Here is a 26,924-nt window from a genome sequence, read left to right as displayed (position 1 = left end):
AAAAAATAGTTAGGTGTTCGAAAGCAGTTATTCGATAACAGCTCTGGTTGGCATTAGGTCATGGCAAGACGATAGTAAGCACTGTACCAGAGGCTCTGTTAGAGACGGATTCGCTCCGGAAAGGCGTAGAATAGATTAAATAACCTGATGAAACGTTTTTGCTTACTCCGTAGTTAATAAAAACCTTCTCCGATCTTGACTTTTGTTGACTGGCTGATAACTTAGTTTTTGCACCTGTTGGAGAAGGATTTCGTTACATCATAAGTGAGTACGTTTCGCGCCCACTGCTTTTATTCGATTATACATGGAAGAAACTAAAGAAAATGTTCATCGCTCTGAAACGCAGAGTACCGAACGCATTGCCAATGATTTACCCAAGCGCGACGAGTTACTCCTGACCCCCGACGAACAGCGCATCAAAGATGCGTTTCAGGACCACGACTGGAATGAAATTAAAACCGCCGATTCATGGGTCATTTTTAAAGTGATGGCCGAATTTGTTGAGGGGTTTGATAAGCTCGCCAAGATTGGCCCCTGCGTGTCTATTTTCGGCTCTGCCCGGACTAAACCTGATAGTCCGTATTACACAATGACCGAAGAAATTGCCGCCAAGCTGGTACGGCATGGCTACGGTGTCATTACGGGTGGTGGACCCGGTATTATGGAGGCTGGTAATAAAGGAGCCTTCGAACAGGGAGGAAAATCAGTTGGTCTGAATATCAAACTGCCGTTTGAACAGCATAGCAATATTTACATCGACCCCGATAAGAGCATTAACTTCGATTTCTTCTTTGTCCGAAAAGTGATGTTCGTCAAATACGCGCAGGGATTCGTTGTAATGCCCGGCGGACTCGGTACGCTTGACGAATTGTTTGAAGCGTTGACGCTTATCCAGACCCGCAAGATTGCCCGTTTCCCGATAGTACTGGTTGGTAAAACCTATTGGCAGGGACTAATTGACTGGATTACGGATGTGATGCTGGGCGAGCAGCATAACATCAATCCGGAAGATATGAAACTCATCAGTATAGTTGACACACCAACCGAAGCCGTCAAAGTGATTGATGAGTTCTACAACAAATATTTGCTGAAGCCTAACTTCTGAGTAGTACCAGGCCTCCGGCCGGGAAGTGAATAATTTGAACTTCCACTCCCCGGCCAGAGGCCCGGCGTTACTTAAAATGGGGTTTCCTGGCTGGGATCAGCGTTGCCGAAGTTCGATATTATTTTGGCCTTGCTTTTAAAGACGCTACCCGCTGATGGTTGTGGGCTGTCGAAGCTGCTCAAACCGTTAACTTCGGGTGTGAAATACGAATCGAGATCGCAGAATTTCGTGAACTTGTTGATGAACCGGAGTTGGATAGTGTCAAGAGTACCGTAACGGTTTTTAGCAATTATCACTTCGCCAAGCCCCGCTGTTGAATTGCCGTTTTCGTCGGCTGTAATATTATAATATTCAGGTCTATAAAGGAACATAACCATATCTGAATCGTCCTCAATAGTACCTGAGCCTCGTAAATCTGATAGGGATGGTTTTTTATCACCTATTCGTGTCTCGACAGAACGACTCAGTTGAGAAAGTGCGATTATAGATATGTTAAGTTCTTTAGAGAGCTTTTTCAAACCTCTAGTAAGTTTTGATAACTCTTCATATTCACTATATGATCCTTTTATATTAATGGGCAGCATAAGCTGTAGATAATCTATAGCAATCAGTTTCACACCATGCTCCTCAATTAATCGTAGGCACTTTTCTCTTAATTGTTCAATATTTAAATCAGTAGTATCGTCAATAAAAATGGGAGCATCGGTAAGTCGCTGAACTTTGTGGCTTAATTGCGTCCATTCATGCGGGGCCAGCGCTCCTTTCTTGATTTTTTCTGCATCAATCTCCGCTTCAGCTGAGATAAGTCGGTTTACTAACTGCACTGAAGTCATTTCCAATGAGAAAATCGCTACTGGCTCCCCGTGATCAACAGCCGCATTACGCAGGGCTGATAAAATAAAAGAGGTTTTACCCATAGCTGGTCGAGAAGCTAGTATGATTAACTGCGGTCTTTGCCACCCAGCAGTAATCCTGTCTAACGCAATAAATCCTGAGGGTATACCAGTTAAACCACCCATATCTTTTTTAATCTGCAACTCTGTCAACGCATAATTTAAAATAATTTCTAAGCTTGGAATAGCAGAGTCAATTTGTGACGAATCGGAATTGTAAGACACACTATTCATTGCTATGAAAATAAATTAAGTAGATATAAGACTTACTAAGAGAAGAAAGCTACTTTAAAATGGCGTTTCTTGGCTTGGGTCGGTATGACCAAAATTAGTCATATTGTTGGCTTTACTCTTGAAGACGCTGCCAGGGGCAGGTTGTGGAATATCAAAACTACTCAGACCATTTATATTATTATCAAAATTCCCCGGTCCAAGCTCTCCACCTGATTGCCCACCGGGAAGCGGTGTGAAGTACGAATCGAGATCGCAGAATTTCGTGAACTTATTGATAAACCGAAGTTGGATCGTGTCGAGCGAGCCGCTTCGGTTTTTGGCTATAATCACCTCGCCAATACCCGCCGTTGAGTTACCGTTTTCATCGGCCGTGATGTTATAATATTCCGGGCGGTAGAGGAAGCAAACCATGTCTGCATCCTGCTCAATAGATCCTGATTCACGAAGGTCGGACAGCTGTGGCTTTTTGTCGCCACCGCGTGTTTCCACGGCCCGGCTCAACTGCGAAAGCGCGATGACCGGTACGTTCAACTCCTTGGCTAAGTTCTTAAGGGCACGTGAGATCGACGCAATTTCCTGTTCACGGTTACCACCCCGTCCGGCGGAGGTATCACCGGACATCAGCTGCAGGTAGTCAATCACGACCATCTGAATATCGTGCTGAGCTTTTAATCGTCGGCATTTGGCCCGCAATTCCAGGATGGATAGGGCAGGGGTATCGTCAATAAAAATGGGCGCTTCGGTGAGCCGCTGGATTTTGTGGTGTAACTGTGTCCATTCGTGCGGGGCCAGCGTACCTTTCCTGATTTTCTCCGCGTCAATTTCCGCTTCGGCCGAGATCAGACGATTGACCAGCTGAACGGCCGACATCTCCAGCGAGAAAATGGCGACGGGTTTTCCGTGGTCGACGGCGGCATTCCGGAGGGCACTCACCACAAATGCAGTTTTTCCCATGGCTGGCCTGGCGGCCAGAATGATCAATTCGGTTGGTTGCCAGCCCGACGTAACGCGGTCCAGATTCGTAAATCCGGAGGGGACACCCGTTAAGCCTTCCTGATTTTTCTTGGTTTCAAGTTCGTTAAGCGCCATCCGAACGATGGTGCTCATATCTGCATAGTTCTTCTTGATGTTCGATTCCGAAATCTTGAAGAGCGACTGTTCCGTACGGTCGAGGAGTTCAAATACGTCGGTCGTATCCTCGTAGGCATCGCGCAGAATCGTTGACGACATGGCAATCAGTGCCCGTTTCAGGGCCTGCTCCGACACAATCCGTGCGTGGTATTCGATGTTAGCCGCCGAGTTGACCCGGAATGTCAGTTCGGATACAAAACCGCCCCCACCTACCAGTTCAATCTCTCCCGTTTTGCGTAGTTGCTGCGTAACGGTCAGAAGGTCAATGGGATCGGAGTTGCCGAACAGGGTCAGGATCGCCTGATAAATCCGTTGGTGAGCTTCTTTATAAAACGTTTCGGGTTTAAGGATATCGACAACAGACGAAAGAGCGTCTTTTTCGATCATGAGCGCACCCAGTACGGCTTCTTCCAGGTCCAGCGCCTGGGGAGGCAGCTTTCCAAGGCCTGTATCGAGCCAATGATTTCCGGCTTGCTGACGACCTCCGGCGAAAGCCGAGGGTTTACGAAGGTGTTGATTGGGGCGGGCGTTATTCTCCATCTGTTAATGCAAGTTTACGCAATCTTCTCCCCATAAGGCAAGCCCAGCATGAACAACGTATAGGCTAACCAGATACCAAAATGTTCGTAACATTCTGGTAATGTTGATGCTACCGGCTGAAAAAAAAACCGAAGAATTTAAGCAACGAATGTGGGGCTGGCTTACGTACATGATACTGATAACGGGCAGAGGTCTGTACATCAGCAAGATAACTATTGTTTCACATAAAATGCCCGATTTATTCAAAAAATTGCCAGCGAATAAGAAACAGGCTCAGGTGAATAAATTTTCGATGAAACGTGTTGTAGACGAAAAGAAAACGCTTACTTTCGAAATCACACTTTAACGTTATTCATCGTTTGGTCGAAAAAGTCATCACCCTCGACAATGTATCGCTCATCGACTTTCTGGGCGTAGAGAACCACAATATCAAAGAAGTGGCGGCTGCGTTTCCCATGAGCAAAATTATCTCGCGTGGCAACGAGATCCGGATTAAAGGTACAACTCCGGAAATAAGCCGCATCAGCGATATTCTGGACTCGCTGATGGAACACTACCAGAAGTACGGTAAAATCACGCACGAAAATATACAGAACTACATCAGCCACAGTGGTCAGCCCACAAATGGCTCGGGGATCGTTCCCCCCGTTCCGCCCGATGATGATGAAGTGCTGGTGTATGGAACGCGGGGTGTTGTGGTACGGGCAAAAACGGATAACCAGAAACGCCTGGTCGAAGCCGCCGAAAAACACGATCTGGTGTTTGCCGTAGGTCCGGCCGGTACCGGAAAAACCTACACAGCCGTGGCTATTGCCGTGCGGGCATTGAAAAATAAGGAGGTTAAGAAGATCATTATCACGCGTCCGGCCGTTGAAGCCGGAGAGAACCTTGGGTTTCTGCCGGGCGATCTGAAAGAAAAGATCGACCCGTACCTGCGCCCAATCTACGATGCACTCGATGACATGATTCCGGCCGAAAAACTGAAATTCTATACCGAGAACCGAATCATTGAAATTGCACCGTTGGCCTATATGCGTGGACGTACGTTGAATAATGCCTTTATCCTACTCGATGAAGCGCAGAATACGACGTCTATGCAGATGAAAATGTTTTTAACACGGATGGGGCCAACCTCAAAAGCAATCATTACCGGCGACCGGTCGCAGATCGACTTACCGAACAAGCAAAAATCGGGTTTGGTCGAATCTGTCGAGATTTTAAAAAACATCAAAGGCATTGCCTTTGTTGAGCTTGATGGGCGGGATGTCGTTCGCCATCGGCTCGTTCGTGAAATTATTACGGCGTATGATAAAGCAGGTCAATAACAACCTGATTAAGCGTGAACGAACCGGCTGGCATTGGCTGGCCGGTTCGTTTTTGTGTTTGCTAACCTCTTTTGCCTGGTCGCAGACCACCAATGAAACACTACTCAACCGGTGCGGAGTCGTTGAACACGAACGGATTCTGCAACAGCGAAATCCCAATCGACTACGGCAAATTAATGAGTTGAATCAACTGGTTCAGAAAGCGCAAATTGGTGGCAAGTCGCTTCGGCAAGCTGTTGATGAAACGGTGTATCGAATTCCGGTGGTTGTTCACGTGGTTCATAACAATGCGGCTCAAACTATTGGCGGAGCCAATAATGGTAATATTTCGGACGAGCAGATACGATCTCAAATTCAGGTACTCAACGAAGACTATCGACGTAAGGAGGGGACTAATGGGTTCAATACCAGTGCTATTGGGGCCGATGCGCGTATTGAGTTCTACCTCGCTACGGCCGACCCCAGTGGTAATCCGTCCAGCGGTATTACCCGACATTATTATCCACAGAAGTCATCATTTGACGCATTTAATGACGATCTCTTGCTTTCTCAGATTGCTTACTGGCCCAGTAACCGGTATCTAAATATCTGGGTAACTACCGTAGATACTTATATTGGCTATACCCAATTCCCTTCTGCAGCTGACACGCTCAAAGGACTACCTGCCAGTTCCAATGAATTGACGGATGGTACAATTATTGACTATCGGTATTTTGGGAAGCGGATTGGAACGGTAAATAGCGCTTCCCTGTATGCATTGGGACGTACGGCAACGCACGAAATAGGACATTGGCTAGGACTGATCCACACCTGGGGAGATACCGACTGTGGGGATGATTATGTGGCCGATACCCCACCCACTGAAGATCGATCCAATCCTTTTGTTTTGTTAGATTGCCAGCAAACCTACTCCAATTGCGTTAATGGCGTACAAACGCGTGACCTGATCGAAAACTACATGAACTACTGGCCCGATGCCTGTATGAATATGTTTACAGAAGGTCAGGTAGCCCGAATGCGGCTGGTCATGACGCTCAGTCCACGCAGGGCACAGCTTCTTAAGTCGGTTCTTTCGCCACTCACCGAAACCGATGCGCTTACAATAAGTGTTTGGCCAAACCCAATTACCACGACAGAGTCTTCCATTGATGTGCAGCTAAAAGGATCTCAAACCTTTACCGTCGATTTGTTCGATGCTGCCGGTCGACAGTTGAGAAGCTATACCTATACCAATTCGCCCAGCACGCGGGTTAGTGTGCCCGTAGCTGGATTGGCAACCGGTGTGTATATTGTGCGGGTGAAAACTGGCAGTGAGATGGTTAGTAAGCGCCTGCTGGTTCAGTAACCATAAAAATCCACCTTATGATTCGTGTTTTACCTATTTCAAACCCGTCGGACCTGGAATCGGCTTTTGCCATTCGCCGACAGGTTTTTGTTGACGAACAGCATGTTTCGGCTCGTGAAGAATACGATGAGTTCGAAGACACAAGTACCCATTTTCTGGCCCGATTCGATGATACTCCCTGCGGTACCGCCCGCTGGCGACGGACATCTAACGGTGTTAAGTTGGAACGATTCGCTGTTTTAGCCGCTTTTCGCGGGAAGGGCGTTGGTAAAGCATTGGTTAAAACGGTTCTGGAAGATGTGTTTAATCAACAACCCGAACCCATTGAACGGATTTACCTACATGCGCAGGTAACTGCTATGCCGCTGTATGCAGGTTTTGGCTTTGTTGCCGTGGGGCCGATGTTTGAGGAAGCGGGCATCCAGCACTATAAAATGGTACTGCCCGGCTCTGCGTTCAACAGAGAATGAAAGGGAACCCGTTTGTTCGTTACGCGGCCGCGCTGATCGGTGGGATTGTCCTGTACGTATACCATCCCGACTGGATCCTTGTTCCGCAGGTGGCGCTGCTGCTGGGACTTGGGATGCTTCTTTGGGGCGTTCGTCAAACGAGGGGCAAACTCGTCAAGCCGATTCAGATAGCATCCGGCCTTGGCGGTTTGTTGCTTTTGATGGCGTTGGGCTGGGGCATTTCTTATCAGCATACGGCCAGAAATCAATCCGATAACCTGGTCCACCTCACCGATACGCTTCGTGCCTACGAAGGGGTGATAGCGGCTCAGCCAGAAGAACGGGCCAAAACATTTCGGGTGGAGCTGGCCGTTCGTCGGGGAAAATGGACGAGCCAGGCAGGGGAGAAGTGGCAACCGCTTAGTGGTCGGGTTATCGTGTATCTGGATAAGGCAGGCCAGTCGATGCCGCATTACGGGGAGGTCTGGCTGGTGACGGGGTCGCCCCGGCCAATTGATCCGCCCCTGAATCCCGGTGAGTTCGACTATAAGCAATACCTCAGCTACCGGAACATTTACCATCAGCAGTACCTGAGGCCTTACGAGCGAACGGTACTCTCGGTTGATCCCCCCAGCCGAATTACAGGCATCGCCACCCGCGTGAACCGCTGGGCCGATCGTGTTTTCACCCATCAGGTTAGTAATCGGGCTGAATACGGGATTGTCAACGCCATGATTTTAGGCGTAAGAGATGATCTGGATACGGAGTTGTACCGGGCTTATGCCGCAGCAGGGGCCGTACATGTGCTGTCGGTATCAGGGCTTCATGTGGGCATTCTGTTCCTTGTGTTAACGTTTCTGCTCAGTTTTTTGATTAAACGTCCTCGGGGTAAACTCCTGATGGCTTTTTTGCAATTACTCATTTTATGGTTCTACGCCTTAGTCACAGGGTTTTCGCCCCCGGTGTTGCGCTCGGCGGCTATGTTTACGTTGCTTATTGTGGCGAATGCATCCGGTCGTCAGCAACAGTTTATTAACTCATTGGCAGCTTCGGCCTTTTTTATCCTGTGTTTCGATCCGTACGCCTTGTTTTCAGCGGGGTTTCAGTTGTCGTATCTGGCCGTCGGGGGTATCGGCGCATGGCAGTCTCCGCTTTATCAGTCGATCACGTTTCGGTATAAACTGGCAGATAAAATTTGGGAGTTGACGGCTGTTGCGCTGGTTGCGCAGTTGATTACCTTTCCGCTGGGCGTTTTCTATTTTCATCAGTTTCCCACGTATTTCCTGCTGGCCAACCCGATTGTGATTGTCATGTCGAACATTCTGTTGCCGCTGGCCATGACAACATTAGCCTTTAGCTGGGTGCCTTACCTAAATGACCTGTTGGGCTGGTTGTTGGAGAAAACAGCCTGGTTGCTCAATTACGCCGTTATGCAAACGGGTGCGCTGCCCGGTGCCGCCTGGGATGGACTCTGGATCAGCCAACTGGCTATGGTGTTGATCTATGTCGTGATCTTCTGTGGCGCAGCGTTATTGATCACGCGAAACAGAGCCTATTTGTGGGCAACCAGCCTGGCGGCCCTATTCGTTGCTGGTCTAACCATATGGGACGATTTCGAGCAGGCCAATCAGCAACGGCTGGCGGTGCATTTTCTGCCGCATCGTACGGCGGTCAGTCTCACTCACGGACATCAGAGCACGATACTAACCGATTTGGAAGCGACCGATACCCGTTCCTTCGACTTTTACCTGAAAAATACCTTTGGGCAATGGGGCGTATCGGAGTTAACGACCATTCGGGCCAGTCAAACCAAGAGCGTAGCCGACACGATACCGAACCATCTTGCCTGTTATCAGACAAGGGCGTATACGTTGTGGGTCTGGCGCGGTAAAACCGTTCTGTTGGTCAATCAGTTAGGTGGGGCGAGTCACTGGAAATTACCGGCTGTCGTTGATTACCTTATTATCCGCCGGAACGCCCTGCGTACATGGAATCAGCTTGATGGGCGGGTAGTGGCCCGGCACATTATCTTCGATGATTCGAACAAAACGCCCCTTACGGATAAGTTGCTGGCCGACGCCAACGAGCTGGGCATCGCCTGTTATTCGGTGCGGCAGATGGGGGCTTATGTCGCTGATATGGAGTAAACCCGTTTTCTGAACTACAATAAACTCTCGTCTTACAAATATAGGTGGGTAACTGAAAATAGCTAAATTTCAGTTACCCACCTATATTTTAGTCAACAAATAACTAATTACCGTGTGTACAGCGACCCTTTGGCAATGGTTGATTCGTACTCGTAATTGATGGTTTCCAGAAACTTACCCGTTACCCAGCCAACATCTGCATTGCGGACAAATACGAAACGTCGGGGCGTTGATGCTGTCGAATAAGCCTTCATGATAGACTCAAGCCACAGTGCACCCACCACAATTTGTTTTTCGTTGAGCAAGTTCTGAACAGTTGAAATATCCTGTTCGGCCTGTGCCCGGATGGTGGGGTTAGCAATGTTGCTCAAATCGGGTTTGGTTAGTTCGCGATAGTCAGACAACGCCAGTTTTTTGAATCGTTCCATGTCATCCATTGTGATGGCAACGGCGGTAACCCCCGCTTTTTCGGGGTGCAGATAACTAACAAGCGCCCACACCAAATCGCCACCAATGCCAACGGTTCTCCGTTGCTGTAATCCCTTGCTTTCCGAATTTACCCGCTTTAAGAGTTCAGCATCGGCAACGGATTTAACCACCCGCTGGGCTTCACGTTTGAACGCATCCAGGTTGAGCGCGCGCTTGCTGTCGATCTGTTCGACCAGTGAGTTAATCCCCACGGGCACGTTGATGCCATGAAAGGTTTTGGCACCCATCGGCGTAGCCTGATCAAAGTAGCCGCCCAGGGTACTATTGCTGCCAATGTCCAATGCCGAGGTCGTTGGCCACACTTTACGGGGAATGGCCCCGATGGTGAATAGCTCGGCTTCCCGGCTGGCTGTCAGGGATGTATCGATTTTTAGATTGCTGTTCGGCAACACACGCGACAACTGATCGTACAGTTTCTTTCGGTTCGATGGATTTTTGGCGAGTTCTTCCCGAACGTCGTTGCTTAGAACGATAAATACCCGCTCGTTGGGAATGTTGTACCGCTGAACCGAATCCAGACATACTTTTAGCGCATCCTGTTCCGGTTTGTACGAGGCCGATGCATCGGCAAAGAGGGTAACGGCCGGACTGGCAATATCGACCGTTGTTTTAATGTCCTTCTCGTAGAAGTCCGTTTCGTACCTCGTTTTGAGAATAGCCAGTTTAATCGTAGACGTACCAATCTGAATCCCCGCGTAAAGATTCTTGTTCGACAGATTACGAACAATTTCATTGACGCCCCACGCACTGGCTACGTATTTTAGTTTCAGGTACTGTGTGCGCGCCCGTTCCAGGTACTGCAAGGCCGTCGTTGTATCGCGCAGATCGCTGTAAGAAAGGCCGAGGGATTCATTGGTAACCGCTTCCCAGTAAAAATTAGTGGTGCGTACCGCCGGAAGTGCGCGTTTCAATAAACTGATCGACTCGTCGGATTTGTCGACTGCCCGGAGCGTACTGGCTAGTTTAATGTAGCGGATTGCCTGGGTTAAATTTTGAGCGGGCTGAGCAAGGCCGACCGTTGACACAAAGCCAACGAATGCGACGAAAGAAATAAAGCGTTTCATAAGCAGGGCGAATAAAAAGGATTGTCGCCACACTTACGTAATAAGTCAGGAATTAGACTTATGGGCTAAGTGGAAAATGAGTTTATGGCCTGTAAGACTTTAAATAGGCCGTTTTTTTAAACAAAAAAAGACTCTAGGGTTGGTTGGGTGCTTTGCTCAACGAGTCTTTTTTGGGCGCTGCTGGCCGCCAGCCGCCAATCTCCTTTTGCATGGCTTCCTTCTTGGACTGATACAGCGTCCATTGATCGGGGGTAAGAATTGGCTTGAGTTTCTCTTCTTTTTCTTCGTTAAACATCATCATCACATCCCTTACCTGATTAATGGCTTCGGGCGATGGTCGGCCACCACCCGTGCCAATGATGTCCTTGATTGCGTCCTGTTGCTGGCTGGCGTACTCATTATTTAATTGTTTGACCGCCTTTGCCTGGTCTTTGTTCAGGTCCAGGTTCTCTTTCAGCCATTTCGTTTCTTTCATGGCCATATCACCGGCGATATTGGGTACCGATGCCCGTGGTGGGCTGCTGGGCATGTTTTGGCTCATGCCGCCCATTCGACCACCATAACCGCCATATCCACCACCGTAGCCCCCATATTGGCTAAATGCGTGGAGACTGATGAATAGGAAAAGGCTACAAAAAAGCGATGTTAGTTTAATCATGACAGATACAGTAAATAAATTAGATGCCGTCTGGTTTTCGTTTCGGGGATTCAGCGTTTTGACCACAAAAATACAGGAAGTTATTGGGCTTTCAGATGCAGTAAATCACTAAACTTTTTTACTGAACCTGCCGTTGTCTGAGTGTATGGAAATGCTCGAAAAAATCCGCAAAGCGTACACCGAGTACGTATTGGAAAACGGTAAACAACCCACCTCAGTCTTTCAGTTTGCCAAAAAATTAAAACTTACTGAAACTGACTTCTACACGCACTACACGTCTTTCGACGCCATCGAAGCAGATGTCTGGCTCGCTTTCTTCACCGACGCCAAAGCAACTGTCGACGCCGATGAAACGTATCAGAGCTATTCTGTTCGGGAGAAACTCCTGGCGTTTTATTACACCTGGATTGAGTTGCTCAAAGCCCAGCGTAGTTTCGTTGTCTACAGCTACGGCCGTCTGCGAGCTGAAAGCAAAGGACAGGGCCTCCGAAGTATGACGCCTAAGGCACCGGTGCTGAATGCATTCAAAGACGAGTTCTTCGATTTTGCCCGCGATCTGCTGGCCGAAGGCCGGGAAAGTAAAGAGGTGGAACCACGCCCGTTCATTACGGACCGTTACCCGAATGCTCTCTGGGGACAAACTCTTTATCTGCTTGATTTCTGGGTGCGGGACGTGAGTAAGAACTTTGAGAAAACGGACTCTGCCATAGAGAAATCCGTCAACACCACCTTCGATCTGATCGGCCGGTCGCCGTTGGATACCCTATTCGACTTCGCCAAGTTCATGTACCAAAATAAATAGCAAAGAGCATAGGGTACGGGCCAAAACCCTTTGCCCTTACCCCTATGCCCTATGCCCAACCCTATGAAAATCCAGACATCTGTTCCAACAGGAAAAGTTGCGCGTGCCAGTCAATTTATGAAGGCTGGGGTAAAAGTTGGCGGTAACTATATCAAGCATTATAGTAAAAAGCTGATGGACCCCAGTTTGTCGAAAGATGAACTACACCAGGATAACGCGGCCGATATTTACGACGCCCTCAGCGAACTGAAAGGGTCGGCCCTTAAAATGGCGCAGATGCTGAGTATGGACCGGGGACTGCTGCCGGTAGCGTATTCCGATAAGTTTACGATGGCTCAATACTCGGCCCCGCCCTTATCCGGCCCGCTGGTGGTGAAGACGTTTAAAACGTATTTCGGCAAGACACCCGCTCAACTGTTCGATACCTTTAGTGTCGAAGCTGTGAATGCCGCCAGCATTGGGCAGGTGCATCAGGCCTGGAAAGATGGGAAGAAACTGGCCGTAAAAGTGCAGTATCCCGGCGTTGCCGATGCCGTTAGCTCCGATCTGAAAATCGCTAAACCGCTGGCCGTTCGGTTGTTGAAACTGAACGAACGGGATATCGACCGATACATGGGCGAGGTGGAGTCGAAACTGCTGGAAGAAACCGATTACGAACTTGAACTGAAGCGGTCAATTGAGATTTCGGAAGCTTGTGCGCATATTCCGGGTCTGATTTTCCCAAAATATTACCCGGAATTATCGTCGAAGCGGATTTTGACGATGGACTGGCTCGATGGTCTCCACCTGAAGGAGTTCATGAAAACGAACCCATCTCAGGATGTTCGCGACCAGATTGGGCAGGCGTTGTGGGATTTCTATGATTATCAGATACACACGCTGCGGCAGGTTCATGCCGACCCGCACCCCGGAAACTTCCTCATGCGCGCCAACGGCACCATGGGCGTTATCGACTTCGGTTGTGTGAAAGTCATCCCCGATTTTTACTACGATAACTATTTCCGGCTCGTGAACCCCGATACTCTGGACGACGCGACCCTGACCGAAGAAATTTTCGAGAATCTGGAGTTTATCACCGATGCCGATTCGCCGAAAGAGCGTCAGTTCTTCTCCGACCTGTTTAAAGACATGACCCGAATGCTGGCAGAGCCGTTCGCCGTCGATACGTTCGATTTTGGGGACGATGCCTACTTTACCAAAGTGTACGCCTTTGCCGAAGGGCTGGCAAATGTGCAGGAATTAAAAAACTCAAAAGTAGCCCGTGGATCGCAGGACGGCCTGTACGTGAACCGTACCTATTACGGACTCTACGCCATGCTGAACGAACTAAAAGCCCGGATCGTAACGACCAAACCCGAGTGGTTGCGGTCGGCAAAAGAAGTCGCCTGATCAGTTTATAAAAATGGCATGACCATTTATAGCCCACGGTTTAAATCGTGGGCTATTGCATTTTATATAAGGCTAGCTCGCGGCCGACTGGTAAATACGCTCGACGATTTCCTGCAAAATAGCGCCTTGCTCGGCTGTACATATATTCGACGGTTTACCCTGGCAGGCATCCAGAAAAGCGGCCGTATTTTTTAGCTGTATATCAACTTCTTCCAGATAGGGAAACTGAATATCCGCCAACTCACCTGCTACTTCGGTATGCAACGCGAACGGGAAAAGCTTCACCCCGCCTTTGCTGCCAAAGATTTCCAGATTCCGGTCTTTATCCGTTTGTGTATTCAGCGCAAACGACGCCGAGAGCATGATCGACGCTTTGTTCGGGAAAGTTAGATAAGCCGTAGCGGCATCTTCTACCTCGAACGTTTGCGGGTCCCAACTGCCCATCAATCCTTTGCCACCCGATTTTCCAATAAAATCATACGTATTCCCCAGCACCTGATCGGGGGTGGGGTAGCCGAGGGCGCAAAGGGCCAGATCGAGCACGTGGACGCCTAAGTCCATCAACGCACCACCGCCCTGCATGGCCTTGTTGGTGAAATAGCCCCAGCCCGGAATCCCCCGCCGACGCAGAAAGTGGGCTTTTATGTGATAAATGTCGCCCAAAAGGCCATCGGTTTGACAACGCGTCAGTAGCGACCATTCGCTTGTTTGCCGCAACTGGAAGTTGTACGCCAGTGTCAATCCTTTTTGAGCGGCAAGACTGGCCATGTCGCGGGCATTCTGGCCCGAAATGGCGGGTGGTTTCTCGCAGAAAACGTGGCAATTATGTTCCAGCGCTTCCATCGTTTGCGGATAATGCAGGTTGTTGGGCGTACAGATCACCACCACATCCGGTGCGCATTGGCGGTATAGCTCATCCGTGTTGTCGAACGCCTGCTCAACCCCATGTTTATCGGCAAGGGCGCGGGCTTTGGTGAGGTCGCGGCTGCAAACAGCCACCAGCTCGACCTGTTCGGGTAGTTGTTTAAGCGCCGGAATGTGGTTTTTATCGGCAATATTGCCCCCGCCAATAATGGCTGCTCGTAATCGGGTCATTGGAAATGGGTAAGGAGTAAATCAATTCGACAGCCAACTTACTCACTTAGCGAGGATACACAATAACGCCACATGAAGATTTTACTGGCTCCCGATAAATTCAAAGGTTCCTTAACGGCGTCGGCCGTTTGTGCCGCCATGGCCGACGGTATTTGGCTGGTACTGCCCACCGCCGAACTAATTTCTGTGCCCATGGCCGACGGGGGAGAGGGCACTGCCGAGGTGCTGACCGAGGGCACCGCCGGAAGCTGGCACACGTTGACCGTTCAGGACCCCCTCGGGCGGCCGGTCGAAGCGGGGTATGGCATCTCGGGCGATGGCACAACGGCGTTTATCGAAATGGCACAGGCTTCGGGCCTTCGGTTGTTGACAATGGCGGAATACGATCCGTTTCAGACCAACACCTTCGGGACGGGCGAGTTACTAAGGGAGGCTATGAAGCAGGGTGTTCAGCATATCGTGTTGGGTATTGGTGGGAGCGCCACGAACGATGCCGGTACGGGTATGGCCGCTGCTCTGGGCTGGCGTTTTCTGGATGAAAATGGGCATGAACTCCGGCCATGTGGCGGTAATTTGAGCCAGATTGCCAAAATTATCCCGCCGGAATCAGCCTGGACCGGGTCTGTTGAGGTGGCCTGCGACGTGACCAACCCACTCGTCGGGCCGCAGGGAGCCACGTACATCTATGGCCCGCAAAAAGGGGCTAAACCGGACGATCTGTCGGTTCTGGATGCAGGTATGAAACACCTGGCCGACTTAATTCAGCAGCAGTTCGGGGTGGATTTGTCCGCGATGCCGGGAGCCGGTGCCGCTGGCGGACTGGGTGCCGGAGCTGTTTTGTTCCTGAAAGGGCAATTGATTGAAGGGGTTAACTTGTTGATGCAACAGACAAAATTGGCCGAAAAAATGGCCGGTGCCGACCTTATACTTACCGGCGAAGGACGAATCGATCACCAGACCCTGCAAGGCAAATTAATTGCGGGCATCACCCGGCTGGCCAGCGAACAGCACATTCCGGTCATTGCCTTGTGTGGTTCGCTGCAACTCGACCCGGAGGAATTAACTCAGTTGGGACTGACCAGCGCCTTTTCCATCGTACCCGGTCCGGTTGGGTTAGACGATGCCTTGGCTAATGCGGCTGCCTATCTGAAACGAACTACGGCTCAGGTAATGCGGTTGATGGTATAGGATCGGCCTCGTATACGTTCCAATAAGCCGGTCTGCTCCGTATCTTTACTGAATGTTACCAACCACCGATACCCCCGTTTTGACCACCGAGGTCAGAGCGAATCTGCCTGCCAGCGGTCTGTCTGCCAAACCGCGCTTCGATGATATTTTCATGGATCTGGCCGTTAACCTTGCCAAACGGTCGCATTGCATCAAGGCGCAGGTAGGAGCAGTGCTCACCCGCGACACCCGTATCATTTCGATTGGCTACAATGGCCCTCCGGCGGGAACGCACAACTGCGACGAGGAATTTCCCGGTGTTGGTTGTCCGCGCGATTCGAAAGGGTCTTGTTCACTGGCGCTTCATGCCGAGCAGAATGCCATTTTGTATGCCGCCAAAAACGGTTCTGAAATTGAAGGATCCACAATTTACGTGACCTTATCGCCCTGCATTGCCTGCGCCCGGATTATCTACAGCATGAAGATCGCCCGCGTCGTTTTCCTGAACTCGTATGCCGAATACAAGGGAATCCCTTCCGACGAGGGCGTCGATTTCCTGCGCCGGTTTGGGGTAACGGTCGAGCGGTACGTGACTAGTTCAGGGGCCAGCATCGGGGCTGATTTACCCATTACCGAACCAATGCCATGAATATTCTGGCGCATGGGTATCTATCCGGCCCTCGCTCCTCGGATCAGTACACGGGTTTACTCGTCGGTAACTTCATCGGGGATTTTATCAAAGGTGACCCCGCCAGTCCACGGCATAGCCTGCTGGCCGACGAGATCATGGGTGTTCGGGTTCACCGTGCTATAGACTCCTTTACCGACGCCCATCCTGAGGTAGCAGCTGTCCGCGATTTGCTCCATCCTCGCTGCCATAAGTATGCTGGAGCGGCTGTCGACATCTTTTTCGACCATTTTCTGGCCATTAATTTTACGCAGCTCACCAGCGAATCACTACCTGAGTTTGTCGGCAGTTTTTATCAGACCCTACAGGAAAATACGGCTCGCCTGCCAACGGGTGCTGCCCGAATGGCCGATTACATGATCCGGCAGGATTGGCTGACCAATTATCAATACTTAGACGGGGTAGACCGCTCCCTGAAAGGTGTCTCCCGCCGAACAGCTTTTCCATCGGGCCTGGATACGGCCATTGAGGATTTAGAGCGCTATTACGAACGGATTGCCCGGCATTTCAGTTATTTTTGGCCCACCTTAGTCAGTCATATTCACCAAGTACGTACTACATTGACCCTATTCTCATGACTCAGAAACGTATTATTTCATCACTGCTCGGCATTGTTATTATCCTTGGCCTCGTAATGGCCCAAACAGCCTGGAACAAGGCCGAACCCTGGCGTCCCGACCAGTTACTCGAACCGGCTGACCTGGCCGAAACGATCAACACGCCCGGTGCTGCCAAGCCGCTCATTATCAGCATTGGACCGGCTGCTACGATCAAGTCATCCATTGGCGTTGGCCCCGGCAGTGAAGCCGATAACCTGGCGAAACTGGAAAAATTGCTCAGCAAAGAGCCAAAAAATCGGGAAATCGTGATTTACTGCGGGTGCTGCCCGTTTAAGAACTGTCCCAACGTGCGCCCGGCGTTTACCAAACTCAACGAACTGGGTTTCAAAAACCACAAACTTCTTAATCTGGCTAAAAATCTCAAAACCGACTGGCTGGATAAAGGGTATCCGGCGGTAGAATAGGTCATTAAACGACCGCTATTGAGTGTCAGGAAAGAGCCTGTGGGATGTCAGCGTTTATTCGTAGGCATCCCACAGGCTTTTTCCTGACACTTGTTCTGGCCGGGTTATAGTATTTAACTTGAATAATGGATTGTTGGTGTTGACTACCTTCGCTACGCGGCCATTATTCACGTTAGTTAGGGTAAAGGAATTTTTAGGAGAAGGACGTTTAAGGAGGCCTTTGCAATCCGTTAAAGATTGTTAATCCTGATAGATAGAGTAAGTTTAGTAATACCTTGCTGACTCCTGAATCTAATCAACGAAAGCAATGAAAAACTTTCTCCTACTGCTAATTTTTATCGGAGTTGTCGGTTCGGTCCATGCGCAGCAATCGGTTAATGAGGGTGCTGCAAAAACGTCAGTTAGGCATTGGACCTTAGCCATTGAAACGGATAATCTATCGCTTCTGAAAAAAGTGGCCGGTCCGGGAGATGACGACTATTTACGAAAAATAGTGCCCAGTGTTGGCTATTTTGCTACCAACACGCTTCTGCTTGGCATTGGAGTACCAGTTGGCTTAGCTCCCCGAAATGGGACCTACTACAGCAGTGGAACAATTAGCCAGGCAGGGGTCTATTCATCCATGATATCGCCTAAACAGATTGGAGTAGCCCCGTTTGTGCAACTGTTTCTGGGAAAAGGGAAAGTCAAACCCTATGTAGGGGCTTCTTACCGATACACCTATCAGCAACTTGACTTTAGTATTCGTGAACTGTCGGTTTATCTAAAGCAAACCGGAAACGAATCTGAACTAGCTGTTTTTACTGGCGTTACCTACTTTATTACGCCCAGGTTCGGTATCGACGCCAAACTTCGCTACGGTTGGCAGCGTGGAAATCATCCGTACATGACTTTCCCGAACCGACTGGAGTCGAGCTATTCCTCGACCTACTCCTATACGGGTCAACTCGCATCGGCTAATGTGGGCTTACGTTTAATGATCGGTAAATAAGACTGGCTTAGTAAGTCAATGAGGACTGTATATAATGCCTGCTGGTGGAGTGAGTTATTGACGTGCTCAATAAACATCGGCTGCATCAACCGGGTCCGACTCGGCAATGGGTGGTTTCGACTGCCAGTACCAATAGAACGGTAACCCGGTGGCGATCAGGCCAAGGCCGGTCAGGGCTTCGCGGGGTTGATTTAGGAGGGTCATGAAGACCAGCAGCGTACAGCAGGCTAGAAAAAGCAACGGTACGACAGGGTACCCAATAACCCGATAGGGCCTTTCCAACTGCGGTTGTTTGAGCCGGAGCAGGACAACTCCCAGCGCCGTGGCACCATAGAAAATAAACGAGGAGAAAACCAGCGTATCAGTCAACTGATCGAAACTCCCCGACCAGACCAGCACAATGGACCACGCCCCCTGTAGCAGGATGGCGATGGATGGCGTTTTAAATTGGGGGTGAATAACCGCGACGGATTTGAAAAACAACCCATCCCGTGCCATCGCATAAAAAAGGCGGGCGGGCATTAAAATAGACGCGTTGGTGGCATTAGTGGTTGTCACCAGAATCAGGACCGAAATAAACAGGGCACCGGCCCCACCAGCCGCCTGTCGAACGACTTCAACGGCCGCAATTTTATCGGGTGTATCGGCAAACTTTGCCAGGGCATCAATGGGCAAAACGTACAGATAGATCACATTGAGCAACACATAAATACTGACAACGATGCTGGTGCCTATACCCAGGGAGATGGGTAAGTTTCGCTGCGGATCTTTTATCTCCTCGCCAATATACCCAATCTGATTCCAGCCTTCGTACCCCCAAAAGGCCCCCAGCGAAGCAATCACCAGTGAGCCAAGCAGGGAATGCTGCTCATTGGGTACAAAATCCGGTATGGCCTGGGTGATGTGGTCAATCCGGCCGGTTGTGGCCTGAAAGCCCAGTACTGCAATAACGAGCACAGCCAGGAAAGTAAGGTAGATAAGTCCCCGGCTAAGGCCCTCGGCAAAGGATACGCCCCGGTAATTTACAAAGCTCAAAAAGACGATCAGTGCGCTGGCAATGCACTTGACCAGTCCTTCGGCAGAATGTCCGTCTGCCCCCGTAAACGTAATCAGGGACTGCCCAAAAACGTGCGCCAGAGCGGCTATGGTTGCTGTTCGCATAACGGTAAAAGCACCCCAGCCGTACAGAAAGGCAAATAAACGACCGTACACCTTTTTAAAATAAACGTACTCGCCCCCCGATTGTGGAAACATGCCCGCCATTTCAGCATAGGTCAGCGCTCCGGCCAGGCTAATTAGCCCGGCTATAATCCAGCAACCAATTACCAGCAGGGGAGAGCCCAGTTCGGCAGCCATCGGCGCTACTTTCTTGAACACACCGGACCCAATAATGCTGCTCACGACCAATAAGATAGCAGAGCGGAGACCAAGAGAACGGGCGAGTTTTATCATGTGCGTTTTGGTGGTTGGTTCGGGCCGGTTAGCAGACGTTCAGGACTTGTAGCGAGCTAAATAGGTAAGTAAAGCGGGCATGAAGGGAGTCAGTCCTTTGTAGTCGAGCATAGCCTGGGGTGTCGTCTTGAAGACGTTTGCCAGCCGTTCGGCAGCATCCGGTCGTTCGCTGATTTCATCCGAAAGCCGGTTCTGGTAGGTATGAATGCCGAAAAGTATAGCCCCCGAACGTGGCAACCGGGTGAGGGTCTGCCGTTCAATACGAACATACAGGTTTTCGCCAATGGTGTCGCGGGTTAAGCCGGGAGCTAGTTCGGTCAGAAGTTTTTCTAAAGCGGGCGTGTGGCGGCTCGTCATGTCCAATTGGTCGGTAACCTTTACGCTCCAGTTCAATCGCCAGACCGGACGGCCAGCGGGTAGGCGCTCCATCAGTTTCTGTGCTGCCCGGATCATCGGCTCAACGATGGGCGTTATGGGTGCGTGAATTTGCCAGAACGGCAACCCAATCTTTTCGTCCAGACACCAGCCATTGCCAAAACAAAGCTGCCCGGCTACCAGTGAAGCCTCCGGCCCCGCCAGAAGAAGCAGGTCTTCCTGGACCTGACGCCCCATCCAATTGAGCGGCTCCATGGCCAGCGAACCGGCGTCACCAAAGGTGAAGGACGTTTGTTCATGCAGCCGATTGTTCGCCCAATGCCAGCGGCTACCTTCTTTCCGAAGGGAAAACCGGCTGGGATCGGACTGACTGAGATTCGTTAAAATAGCCTCCAGTACCTCCCATTGCGCCAATTCAAATCCCGGCAGCGATTGATAGTAGTACGCAGGTAGTACGGCGAGTAGTTGTTTTTTTAGGGTTGTCTCCGTTATGTAATGCTCGTCCAGCTCCACCAGAGGCTCGTTTTCAGACAAAGAGAGCGTACCCATCTTATCGTTAAACTGTTGTCCAAATGGAAAGTAGGGGAGCATTGGTGCTGCGTTAAAGGCTGGTTAGCAGGTGGTTTATTTATAAAAGTCAAAGGATAACCTATTCTATTTCGGTTTGCTTAATTCCTTCACCAGTGTATTTAGCAGGATGCTTTTTTGTTGAAGGTCGTAAATGTATTCCCAGAACATGACCCCGGCCAGCTTCTTCGACTTTACGTACTCGACTTTATAGATGAACGATTCCGGGTCAGCATAGGAGATAAACGTCCGTGAGGTTGGATTCCACAGATAGGGAGCTTTGGCGTCCTCATCCCAGTAGCGCGTATACCCCTCTTTATTGATGTATTTAGCCATCAACTCATCGTAACTGATAAAATAATGTTTGCCTGTTGCCGGTTGAAAGAGCCCCTTGTCCTGGTCGAGCGTTTCGGACCAGCCCCGTCCGTAGAAGGGCAGTCCCAACACGATTTTGCTGGCCGGTACGCCCGCCCGAATATGTCCATCAACGGCATCGGCGCTGCTGTTTCGGGCGTGGTCGCCTTTGGCCGATTGAAACAGCGGGCTATGGTGTCCCGTCACTTTGTCGTTGCCGTGATACAGGTCGTACGTCATGATGTTGACATAGTCGAGGTATTTCTGGGCTTCACCTAATTCAGTATGGTTCACAAAGGCCGTGTCGCCCCCAGTGGCGGCTGTGAGCAGGTAATGATTCGAGCCGGTGCGTTTATCCAGATTTCCCTGTTTATCGAGGCCATCCCGTAGGGATTTCAGGAAAAGGGTAAAGTTTTTCTTGTCGGCGGGGCGGTAAATATTGCCCGCGCCAATCTGGTCGGGGTATTCCCAGTCGATATCGATCCCATCGAGCCCGTGTTTTTTCAGGACAGCCACTGCGCTGTTCGTGAATTTCTGGCGGGAGGTCTCCGTCAAAGCCGCATCGGAGAAGTATTTGCAGCCACCCCAGCCACCAATGGAAAGCAAGATTTTAAGGTCTTTGTTGCTGGCTCGCAGCGAGGTGAGTTTCGCCAGATTCTCACCATCTTTGGCCGTGAGGGGCGCTATCACGCCCTTTTCATCGGGTACACCAAAGGCATAGTTGATGTGGGTCAGTTTCTGCGCTTCGATCTGGTCTTTGCTCCAGCCGTTACCGGTTACGTAACCGATTACGACATACGAATGCGGTTTCGAGGACTGGGCCAGCAGATTTTGCCCGAGCAGCGCCATTAAAATGACAGAAATAAAAAGAGATTTCTTCATAGCAAGTATAGTATAGCGTCGTGAATCAGCCCAAAAGCTGATGGGCAAAGGTAAGGAGGACAGGCTGTTTGAAAAGGGGGTGAGTCGGCTAAAACATCATTTTCTGAACATTCTCCAACGGGCCGTGTAGTTGGTTTATCTTTGCAGGACTTTAAAAGTTGTTGGCGTTAGCGATTAACTCCAGCAACTGCTTACACCCGTCTGGTAGACGGACTATCTGGTATTTTATGTCGAGACACCGACACAATCGCTCAGCCGAAAAATTGCTTGGTACATCGCCTGGTACACTCACCTACGTAGGTCAGGAGATCGAACACGCCACAAAAATTAAACGGATTGATTACAACGCCACGGACTATTCCATTGACGATAGTAGTAAACTAAGCGTCTGTAAAATACCGGCTCCCGAAGCCCCCTTTGTGAGTTGGGTTGATGTCGATGGCATTCACGAACCCAACGTAATATCGGCTATCGGGCAGCAGTATCGTCTGCACCCGCTGCTGCTCGAAGATGTGGTCAACACCGAACAGAAACCAAAGCTCGATTTGTACGATGACACAGTTGTATTCATAACGCTCAAATACCTGCATCATAGCCGCAAACGACAGGAGCTCGATGTAGAACACGTGAGTCTGGTGCTGGGTAAGAACTACCTCATATCGTTTCAGGAAGAACGGTCCCGCGATATTTTCGAACCCGTGATCGACCGGATCAAAGCCTCGTCGGGAAAAACCCGTCGCAATGGGGCCGACTATCTGCTGTATGCGCTGATGGATGTGATGGTTGACCATTATTTACTGATTACTGAGCGAATCGGTGAAAAAATGGACGAACTGGAAGAGGAGATCGTCGAAGAACGGGCCAGCCAGCAGACGCTGTCGAATCTGTACAAGCTTAAACGGGAACTTGCATTTATCCGTCGGACAATCAACCCGCTCCGGGATATTGTGGGTACGTTGCTCCGGGGCGAATCAGACATGATCCAGCATGGGACAATTCCCTATTTGCGGGACTTATCCGATCATGTCAATCAGGTCATTGAAACATTGGACTCCTACCGGGAACTAATTGCCGGTTTGATGGATGTGTATTATTCCATCGTAAATAACCGGATGAACTCAGTCATGAAAACGCTGACGATTGTGTCGGCCATTTTTATTCCCCTAACCTTCATTGCGGGTATTTACGGCATGAATTTCGATAATATGCCTGAATTACGGTCGCCTACCGGCTATTTTTGGACTTTATTGGTCATGGGTTGTATTGCCCTTGGCGAAATCATTTATTTCAAACGACGCGGATGGATGTGATTACCGTAACCATCCGGCACTAGAATTACGTCAATGCCGGAAGGCTGACAGCTGTTTATGTTAACAAAAGAATTTCAATTGACGAACCGTCACTGGTTTACCGATTCGAGGCAGGTGACCAGCCATGCATCGGATACCCTGGCTACCGATGCGGTTTTCTTCGCGATTCAGGGTGAACACCACGACGGCCACGCGTTCATTGGCGATCTGTACCAAAAGGGCATTCGGCAGTTTGTCGTGGAGCGGTTGGCGTTAACCCCGGAACGACGGGAGGAACTACTCGCTTATGCCGATGCTCAGTTTATGGAGGTCGACAGCAGCCTGCAAACGCTGCAAGCACTGGCCGCCGACCATCGTCGGCAGTTTCGCATCCCGGTCATTGGCATTACGGGTAGTAATGGAAAGACGATTGTCAAGGAATGGCTGGCGCAGCTGCTGGCCGATGACTATGTCATTGCCCGGAGTCCCAAGAGTTATAATTCGCAGTTGGGCGTACCCCTGTCCGTGCACCAGTTGACCGAAAGCCATACGATGGGGATCTTTGAGGCCGGGATTTCCAAAGCTCAGGAAATGCAGGCGCTGGAAGCCATCATACGACCCACTATCGGCATTTTTACAAACATCGGCACCGCCCACGATGAGGGCTTCCGAACCCGAAAACAAAAAGTTGCCGAGAAATTAAGGCTCTTTATCCACGCCAGTGCGCTCATTTACTGCACCGATTACGCGGACATCGACGAAGAGGTAAACATGCTGCTGAAGGCGGTAAATCCGGATATGCGGTTCATTACATGGTCGCTTACCGGACGAAATGCGCTGTATCAAGGCCATATGCAGGGTGATCAGTTAAGCCTGACCGGCCGAAACGTCGCTTTCGAGCAGCCCCTGATCCTGCCGTTTACAGACCCGGCTTCGGTCGAAAACCTCATGCATTGCCTGGTAACAATGCTGTCGCTGCGAACCTGGACGGCTGCGGAGCTGCAAAGTCGATTAAATCGGTTACGACCCGTTTCTATGCGGCTGGAGCAGAAAGAGGGCATCAATAACTGCGAGTTGATCGACGATTCCTACAACAACGATATGGTGGGTCTGCAACTCGCGCTCCGGTTTCTGAACCAACAGGGCACCCGCAGTCGACGGGTGGTGATCCTGTCCGATGTGTTGCAGACGGGTCAGCCCGAAGCCGAGTTATACGAGCAGGTGGGTACGCTGATGCGGGCCAACGAAGTGGGGCAGTTTATTGGTATTGGTCCGGTTGTGAGTCGGAATAAGTCATTTTTTAGAGATAACAGTCAGTTCTTTACCACGACCGAAGCGTTTCTGGCTCAGTTTTCCTTTAGCGAGCTTCGGGATAGTTCGGTTCTGGTAAAAGGCGCAAGGCCTTTCTCGTTCGAACGAATTGTGCATCGGCTGGAGCGTAAAGTACACGGCACCGTTCTGGAGATTAACCTCGATGCGCTGACTCACAACCTGAATTATTACCGCGAGCGGATCAGCCGGAACGATGGGCCATCTGAAACGAAGATCATGGTGATGGTCAAGGCTTTTGCCTACGGCAGCGGCAGTGCCGAAGTGGCGCAGCTCCTTCAGTTTCATCGCGTCGACTACCTGGCTGTGGCCTATGCCGACGAGGGCGTTTCGCTCCGGCAGAACGGCGTCGATTTGCCCATTATGGTTATGAATCCGGCCCCGGAAACGTTTACTACGTTGCTGGAGTACAAACTGGAACCTGAGATCTACAGCCTGCGAATGCTGCGGGAATGGGGTGACTTTTTGGCGGATGAAGCACAGCGAACAGCAGGCAACGAGTCAGATCCGTATCTGATTCACTTGAAAATAGATACCGGGATGCACCGGCTGGGGTTTCTGGAGCGTGAACTGACGATCGTAACCGACTTTCTTAAGCGTCATCCTGATCTGCACGTAGCCACGGTGTTCAGCCATCTCGTGGGAGCGGACGATGCGCAGTTCAATCCGTTCTCCCGGCAGCAGTATGAAACCTTTTTGCGGTGTACCACCTTTCTGGAAACGGAACTGGGTTATCTGCCCACGCGTCATCTGCTCAACTCAGCCGGTATTGTGCGCTTTCCTGATTACAAACTGGACATGGTTCGGCTGGGTATTGGTTTGTATGGCGTCGAAGCTACCGGTACCGAGCAGTCGGCCCTGCAAACCGTCGGTACATTGCGGACGGTTTGCAGCCAGATCAAAACGGTGGAGGCCGGGGAGTCGGTTGGGTACAGCCGCCGGGGAGTACTTGACCACGAAGCCCGGATTGCTACCCTGGCGATTGGCTATGCCGATGGCTACGACCGCCGACTGGGTAATGGCGTTGGCGAGGTTTGGGTGAATGGAACCTGTTGCCCAACCGTTGGAAACATTTGTATGGACATGACCATGATCGACGTGACGGCCGCGTCGGTCAGTGAGGGTGACGAGGTGATCGTTTTTGGCCCTGAACTGCCCATTACAGACCTTGCCCGTCGCATTGGCACCATCCCCTACGAAATCCTGACCGGCGTTAGTGAGCGGGTCAAACGGGTATTTTTTAAGGAAGGAAACTAACAGGAATCATCCCGAATTTTAGCCTGGGCTGCCAAATATACCTTGCGTTAGGCTTTTGGCTAGTGGCTCGGCATAGTCAACGACTAAAATTCGGGATGACTCATGTTAGTCGTTGACAGATAGTAAACAATCGTCCAGTAAAATCCTCAACTCTTCTTTACTTTTCCACCGGTTGCGCTTCGTTGAGGCAGGCAAATACCTCCCGATAAAATTCGGGGTGCGATTGCCAGGTCTGGCCCGTGACTATGTTTCTGTCGCGTACCGCTTGTTGGGTAGAATACGTGCCACCGCCCATTTCAATTTCAGTGCGTACATGCTCATAAGCCGTCAGCGTTCGATTGGTAGCCAGACCAGCCGTGACCAAAATCTGGATACCGTGGCAGATGGCAAAGACCCATTTACCCTGTCGGTCAAATTCACGGACGATCTCCAGTAGAGCGGCATGGTTACGCAGGTATTCGGGCGCGCGGCCACCCAGCAACAAAATCGCATCGTACTCCTCAACGACTACCTCCTGTATGGTCAGGTCTGAGGCCAGACAATAACCAGGCCGCTCAATGTAGGTATCCCAGCCCGGTTCGAAATCATGCATAACCAGATTGAGTCGCCGTTTGGTGGGAGCGGCAATGAGTGTTAAGTCGCCCTCTTCCTGAAAGCGGTGAACGGCGTAGAGGGTTTCGTAACTTTCGCCACCATCGCCGGTAACGATCAATATTTTGCGATTCATAGAAAACAGACTTTAGAACAAGGTCTGGAAATATAGGCATTATCCCGAACAACTTTCAACTGTTTATCACTCAGCTACCGTTATCGATGAGCTACGGGGGAGCGACTGGCGGGATTACTATACTATCCATGCAACCCCTTAAGTCGGAGTGATACT

General features: G+C 50.3%; 22 protein-coding genes and 1 pseudogene. 14 read left to right on the top strand and 9 right to left on the bottom strand.

The features are described 5' to 3' along the window. The first annotated feature begins 304 nt into the window (after nucleotides 1-304). A complete protein-coding gene (locus CRO74_RS09270) occupies nucleotides 305-1,105 on the top strand; it encodes an LOG family protein (RefSeq protein ID WP_097125668.1) in 801 nt (266 codons plus the stop codon). Between the two features lie 71 nt (nucleotides 1,106-1,176). On the opposite strand, the pseudogene CRO74_RS09265 reads toward CRO74_RS09270, so the two are convergent. Together CRO74_RS09265 and dnaB are read right to left on the bottom strand one after the other, a co-directional pair. Continuing rightward, a pseudogene (locus CRO74_RS09265) lies at nucleotides 1,177-2,160 on the bottom strand (replicative DNA helicase); the annotation flags it as partial. A gap of 126 nt (nucleotides 2,161-2,286) precedes the next feature. Next, the gene (gene dnaB, locus CRO74_RS09260) at nucleotides 2,287-3,903 is read right to left on the bottom strand and encodes a replicative DNA helicase (protein WP_097125666.1); all 1,617 of its coding nucleotides are present in this window, start codon (nucleotides 3,901-3,903) and stop codon (nucleotides 2,287-2,289) included. 359 nt (nucleotides 3,904-4,262) lie between these two features. On the opposite strand from dnaB, the gene CRO74_RS09250 reads away from it, so the two are divergent. From CRO74_RS09250 to CRO74_RS09235, 4 genes are read left to right on the top strand one after another with little or no spacing between them, the layout of a single operon-like run. Then, nucleotides 4,263-5,228, top strand: coding sequence for a PhoH family protein (locus tag CRO74_RS09250; protein WP_097125664.1), 966 nt, complete (start codon nucleotides 4,263-4,265; stop codon nucleotides 5,226-5,228). Further along, nucleotides 5,209-6,573, top strand: coding sequence for a M43 family zinc metalloprotease (locus tag CRO74_RS09245; protein WP_097126073.1), 1,365 nt, complete (start codon nucleotides 5,209-5,211; stop codon nucleotides 6,571-6,573). The genes CRO74_RS09250 and CRO74_RS09245 overlap by 20 nt, the downstream gene beginning before the upstream one ends. Before the next feature lie 17 nt (nucleotides 6,574-6,590). Then, a complete protein-coding gene (locus tag CRO74_RS09240) occupies nucleotides 6,591-7,043 on the top strand; it encodes a GNAT family N-acetyltransferase (protein ID WP_097125663.1) in 453 nt (150 codons plus the stop codon). Then, nucleotides 7,040-9,169, top strand: a complete 2,130-nt coding sequence (locus tag CRO74_RS09235) for a ComEC/Rec2 family competence protein (RefSeq protein ID WP_097125662.1) — start codon at nucleotides 7,040-7,042, stop codon at nucleotides 9,167-9,169. The genes CRO74_RS09240 and CRO74_RS09235 overlap by 4 nt, the downstream gene beginning before the upstream one ends. Nucleotides 9,170-9,276: 107 nt before the next feature. On the opposite strand, the gene CRO74_RS09230 is transcribed toward CRO74_RS09235, so the two are convergent. Both CRO74_RS09230 and CRO74_RS09225 read right to left on the bottom strand, forming a co-directional pair. Then, nucleotides 9,277-10,722: a tetratricopeptide repeat protein gene (locus tag CRO74_RS09230; RefSeq protein ID WP_097125661.1), complete on the bottom strand. Its 1,446-nt coding sequence runs from the start codon at nucleotides 10,720-10,722 to the stop codon at nucleotides 9,277-9,279. A gap of 133 nt (nucleotides 10,723-10,855) precedes the next feature. After that, nucleotides 10,856-11,380, bottom strand: coding sequence for a DUF4890 domain-containing protein (locus tag CRO74_RS09225; protein ID WP_097126072.1), 525 nt, complete (start codon nucleotides 11,378-11,380; stop codon nucleotides 10,856-10,858). Nucleotides 11,381-11,525: 145 nt separating this feature from the next. Between CRO74_RS09225 and CRO74_RS09220 the strand changes: the two genes are divergently transcribed. Both CRO74_RS09220 and CRO74_RS09215 read left to right on the top strand, forming a co-directional pair. After that, nucleotides 11,526-12,182 (top strand): TetR/AcrR family transcriptional regulator, encoded by a 657-nt coding sequence (locus tag CRO74_RS09220; RefSeq protein ID WP_097125660.1) that lies wholly within the window; start codon nucleotides 11,526-11,528, stop codon nucleotides 12,180-12,182. Between the two features lie 63 nt (nucleotides 12,183-12,245). Further along, entirely contained in the window at nucleotides 12,246-13,571 is a 1,326-nt protein-coding gene (locus CRO74_RS09215) for an ABC1 kinase family protein (protein ID WP_097125659.1), read from the top strand. Between the two features lie 72 nt (nucleotides 13,572-13,643). On the opposite strand, the gene CRO74_RS09210 is transcribed toward CRO74_RS09215, so the two are convergent. Beyond that, complete coding sequence (locus CRO74_RS09210; RefSeq protein WP_097125658.1) at nucleotides 13,644-14,666, bottom strand: Gfo/Idh/MocA family protein; 1,023 nt, start codon at nucleotides 14,664-14,666, stop codon at nucleotides 13,644-13,646. Nucleotides 14,667-14,738: 72 nt separating this feature from the next. Between CRO74_RS09210 and CRO74_RS09205 the strand changes: the two genes are divergently transcribed. From CRO74_RS09205 to CRO74_RS09185, 5 genes are all read left to right on the top strand, one after another. Continuing rightward, the gene (locus tag CRO74_RS09205) at nucleotides 14,739-15,854 is read left to right on the top strand and encodes a glycerate kinase (protein ID WP_097125657.1); all 1,116 of its coding nucleotides are present in this window, start codon (nucleotides 14,739-14,741) and stop codon (nucleotides 15,852-15,854) included. A 151-nt stretch (nucleotides 15,855-16,005) separates the two neighbouring features. Next, complete coding sequence (locus CRO74_RS09200; protein WP_394341889.1) at nucleotides 16,006-16,482, top strand: deoxycytidylate deaminase; 477 nt, start codon at nucleotides 16,006-16,008, stop codon at nucleotides 16,480-16,482. Further along, entirely contained in the window at nucleotides 16,479-17,099 is a 621-nt protein-coding gene (locus tag CRO74_RS09195) for an acyl carrier protein phosphodiesterase (protein WP_097125655.1), read from the top strand. Before CRO74_RS09200 ends, CRO74_RS09195 begins: the two co-directional genes overlap by 4 nt. Then, complete coding sequence (locus CRO74_RS09190; RefSeq protein ID WP_097125654.1) at nucleotides 17,096-17,545, top strand: rhodanese-like domain-containing protein; 450 nt, start codon at nucleotides 17,096-17,098, stop codon at nucleotides 17,543-17,545. The genes CRO74_RS09195 and CRO74_RS09190 overlap by 4 nt, the downstream gene beginning before the upstream one ends. Nucleotides 17,546-17,852: 307 nt before the next feature. Further along, a complete protein-coding gene (locus tag CRO74_RS09185) occupies nucleotides 17,853-18,536 on the top strand; it encodes a hypothetical protein (RefSeq protein WP_097125653.1) in 684 nt (227 codons plus the stop codon). A gap of 66 nt (nucleotides 18,537-18,602) precedes the next feature. On the opposite strand, the gene CRO74_RS09180 is transcribed toward CRO74_RS09185, so the two are convergent. The 3 genes from CRO74_RS09180 to CRO74_RS09170 form a co-directional block, all read right to left on the bottom strand. Further along, complete coding sequence (locus CRO74_RS09180; protein ID WP_097125652.1) at nucleotides 18,603-19,988, bottom strand: APC family permease; 1,386 nt, start codon at nucleotides 19,986-19,988, stop codon at nucleotides 18,603-18,605. Between the two features lie 39 nt (nucleotides 19,989-20,027). Further along, a complete protein-coding gene (locus CRO74_RS09175) occupies nucleotides 20,028-20,954 on the bottom strand; it encodes a heme-dependent oxidative N-demethylase family protein (RefSeq protein ID WP_097125651.1) in 927 nt (308 codons plus the stop codon). A 63-nt stretch (nucleotides 20,955-21,017) separates the two neighbouring features. Then, on the bottom strand, nucleotides 21,018-22,166 hold the full coding sequence (locus tag CRO74_RS09170; protein WP_097125650.1) for a glycoside hydrolase family 18 protein: 1,149 nt from the start codon (nucleotides 22,164-22,166) through the stop codon (nucleotides 21,018-21,020). A gap of 227 nt (nucleotides 22,167-22,393) precedes the next feature. Here CRO74_RS09170 and corA point away from each other — a divergent pair, with 227 nt between their 5' ends. Together corA and CRO74_RS09160 are read left to right on the top strand one after the other, a co-directional pair. Continuing rightward, the gene (gene corA, locus CRO74_RS09165; RefSeq protein WP_097125649.1) at nucleotides 22,394-23,476 is read left to right on the top strand and encodes a magnesium/cobalt transporter CorA; all 1,083 of its coding nucleotides are present in this window, start codon (nucleotides 22,394-22,396) and stop codon (nucleotides 23,474-23,476) included. 57 nt (nucleotides 23,477-23,533) lie between these two features. Continuing rightward, nucleotides 23,534-26,041, top strand: coding sequence for a bifunctional UDP-N-acetylmuramoyl-tripeptide:D-alanyl-D-alanine ligase/alanine racemase (locus tag CRO74_RS09160; protein ID WP_097125648.1), 2,508 nt, complete (start codon nucleotides 23,534-23,536; stop codon nucleotides 26,039-26,041). A 157-nt stretch (nucleotides 26,042-26,198) separates the two neighbouring features. Here the strand turns inward: CRO74_RS09160 and CRO74_RS09155 are convergent, their stop codons facing one another. Beyond that, nucleotides 26,199-26,768: a DJ-1/PfpI family protein gene (locus CRO74_RS09155; protein WP_097125647.1), complete on the bottom strand. Its 570-nt coding sequence runs from the start codon at nucleotides 26,766-26,768 to the stop codon at nucleotides 26,199-26,201. Nucleotides 26,769-26,924: the final 156 nt, after the last annotated feature.

It is taken from the genome of Spirosoma fluviale, assembly GCF_900230225.1.
GTDB classification, from domain to species: Bacteria; Bacteroidota; Bacteroidia; order Cytophagales; family Spirosomataceae; genus Spirosoma; species Spirosoma fluviale.
Note: the sequence above shows the minus strand (reverse complement) of the source record. Positions and strands in the feature narration are given on the sequence as shown.

Excerpts from the sequence above, each read along its gene's own strand:
- CRO74_RS09270 (WP_097125668.1), top strand. The coding sequence starts at position 305 with ATGGAAGAAACTAAAGAAAATGTTCATCGCTCTGAAACGCAGAGTACC.
- dnaB (WP_097125666.1), bottom strand. The coding sequence starts at position 3,903 with ATGGAGAATAACGCCCGCCCCAATCAACACCTTCGTAAACCCTCGGCT.
- CRO74_RS09245 (WP_097126073.1), top strand. The coding sequence starts at position 5,209 with ATGATAAAGCAGGTCAATAACAACCTGATTAAGCGTGAACGAACCGGC.
- CRO74_RS09240 (WP_097125663.1), top strand. The coding sequence starts at position 6,591 with ATGATTCGTGTTTTACCTATTTCAAACCCGTCGGACCTGGAATCGGCT.
- CRO74_RS09235 (WP_097125662.1), top strand. The coding sequence starts at position 7,040 with ATGAAAGGGAACCCGTTTGTTCGTTACGCGGCCGCGCTGATCGGTGGG.
- CRO74_RS09230 (WP_097125661.1), bottom strand. The coding sequence starts at position 10,722 with ATGAAACGCTTTATTTCTTTCGTCGCATTCGTTGGCTTTGTGTCAACG.
- CRO74_RS09225 (WP_097126072.1), bottom strand. The coding sequence starts at position 11,380 with ATGATTAAACTAACATCGCTTTTTTGTAGCCTTTTCCTATTCATCAGT.
- CRO74_RS09220 (WP_097125660.1), top strand. The coding sequence starts at position 11,526 with ATGGAAATGCTCGAAAAAATCCGCAAAGCGTACACCGAGTACGTATTG.
- CRO74_RS09215 (WP_097125659.1), top strand. The coding sequence starts at position 12,246 with ATGAAAATCCAGACATCTGTTCCAACAGGAAAAGTTGCGCGTGCCAGT.
- CRO74_RS09210 (WP_097125658.1), bottom strand. The coding sequence starts at position 14,666 with ATGACCCGATTACGAGCAGCCATTATTGGCGGGGGCAATATTGCCGAT.
- CRO74_RS09205 (WP_097125657.1), top strand. The coding sequence starts at position 14,739 with ATGAAGATTTTACTGGCTCCCGATAAATTCAAAGGTTCCTTAACGGCG.
- CRO74_RS09200 (WP_394341889.1), top strand. The coding sequence starts at position 16,006 with ATGGATCTGGCCGTTAACCTTGCCAAACGGTCGCATTGCATCAAGGCG.
- CRO74_RS09195 (WP_097125655.1), top strand. The coding sequence starts at position 16,479 with ATGAATATTCTGGCGCATGGGTATCTATCCGGCCCTCGCTCCTCGGAT.
- CRO74_RS09190 (WP_097125654.1), top strand. The coding sequence starts at position 17,096 with ATGACTCAGAAACGTATTATTTCATCACTGCTCGGCATTGTTATTATC.
- CRO74_RS09185 (WP_097125653.1), top strand. The coding sequence starts at position 17,853 with ATGAAAAACTTTCTCCTACTGCTAATTTTTATCGGAGTTGTCGGTTCG.
- CRO74_RS09180 (WP_097125652.1), bottom strand. The coding sequence starts at position 19,988 with ATGATAAAACTCGCCCGTTCTCTTGGTCTCCGCTCTGCTATCTTATTG.
- CRO74_RS09175 (WP_097125651.1), bottom strand. The coding sequence starts at position 20,954 with ATGCTCCCCTACTTTCCATTTGGACAACAGTTTAACGATAAGATGGGT.
- CRO74_RS09170 (WP_097125650.1), bottom strand. The coding sequence starts at position 22,166 with ATGAAGAAATCTCTTTTTATTTCTGTCATTTTAATGGCGCTGCTCGGG.
- corA (WP_097125649.1), top strand. The coding sequence starts at position 22,394 with ATGTCGAGACACCGACACAATCGCTCAGCCGAAAAATTGCTTGGTACA.
- CRO74_RS09160 (WP_097125648.1), top strand. The coding sequence starts at position 23,534 with ATGTTAACAAAAGAATTTCAATTGACGAACCGTCACTGGTTTACCGAT.
- CRO74_RS09155 (WP_097125647.1), bottom strand. The coding sequence starts at position 26,768 with ATGAATCGCAAAATATTGATCGTTACCGGCGATGGTGGCGAAAGTTAC.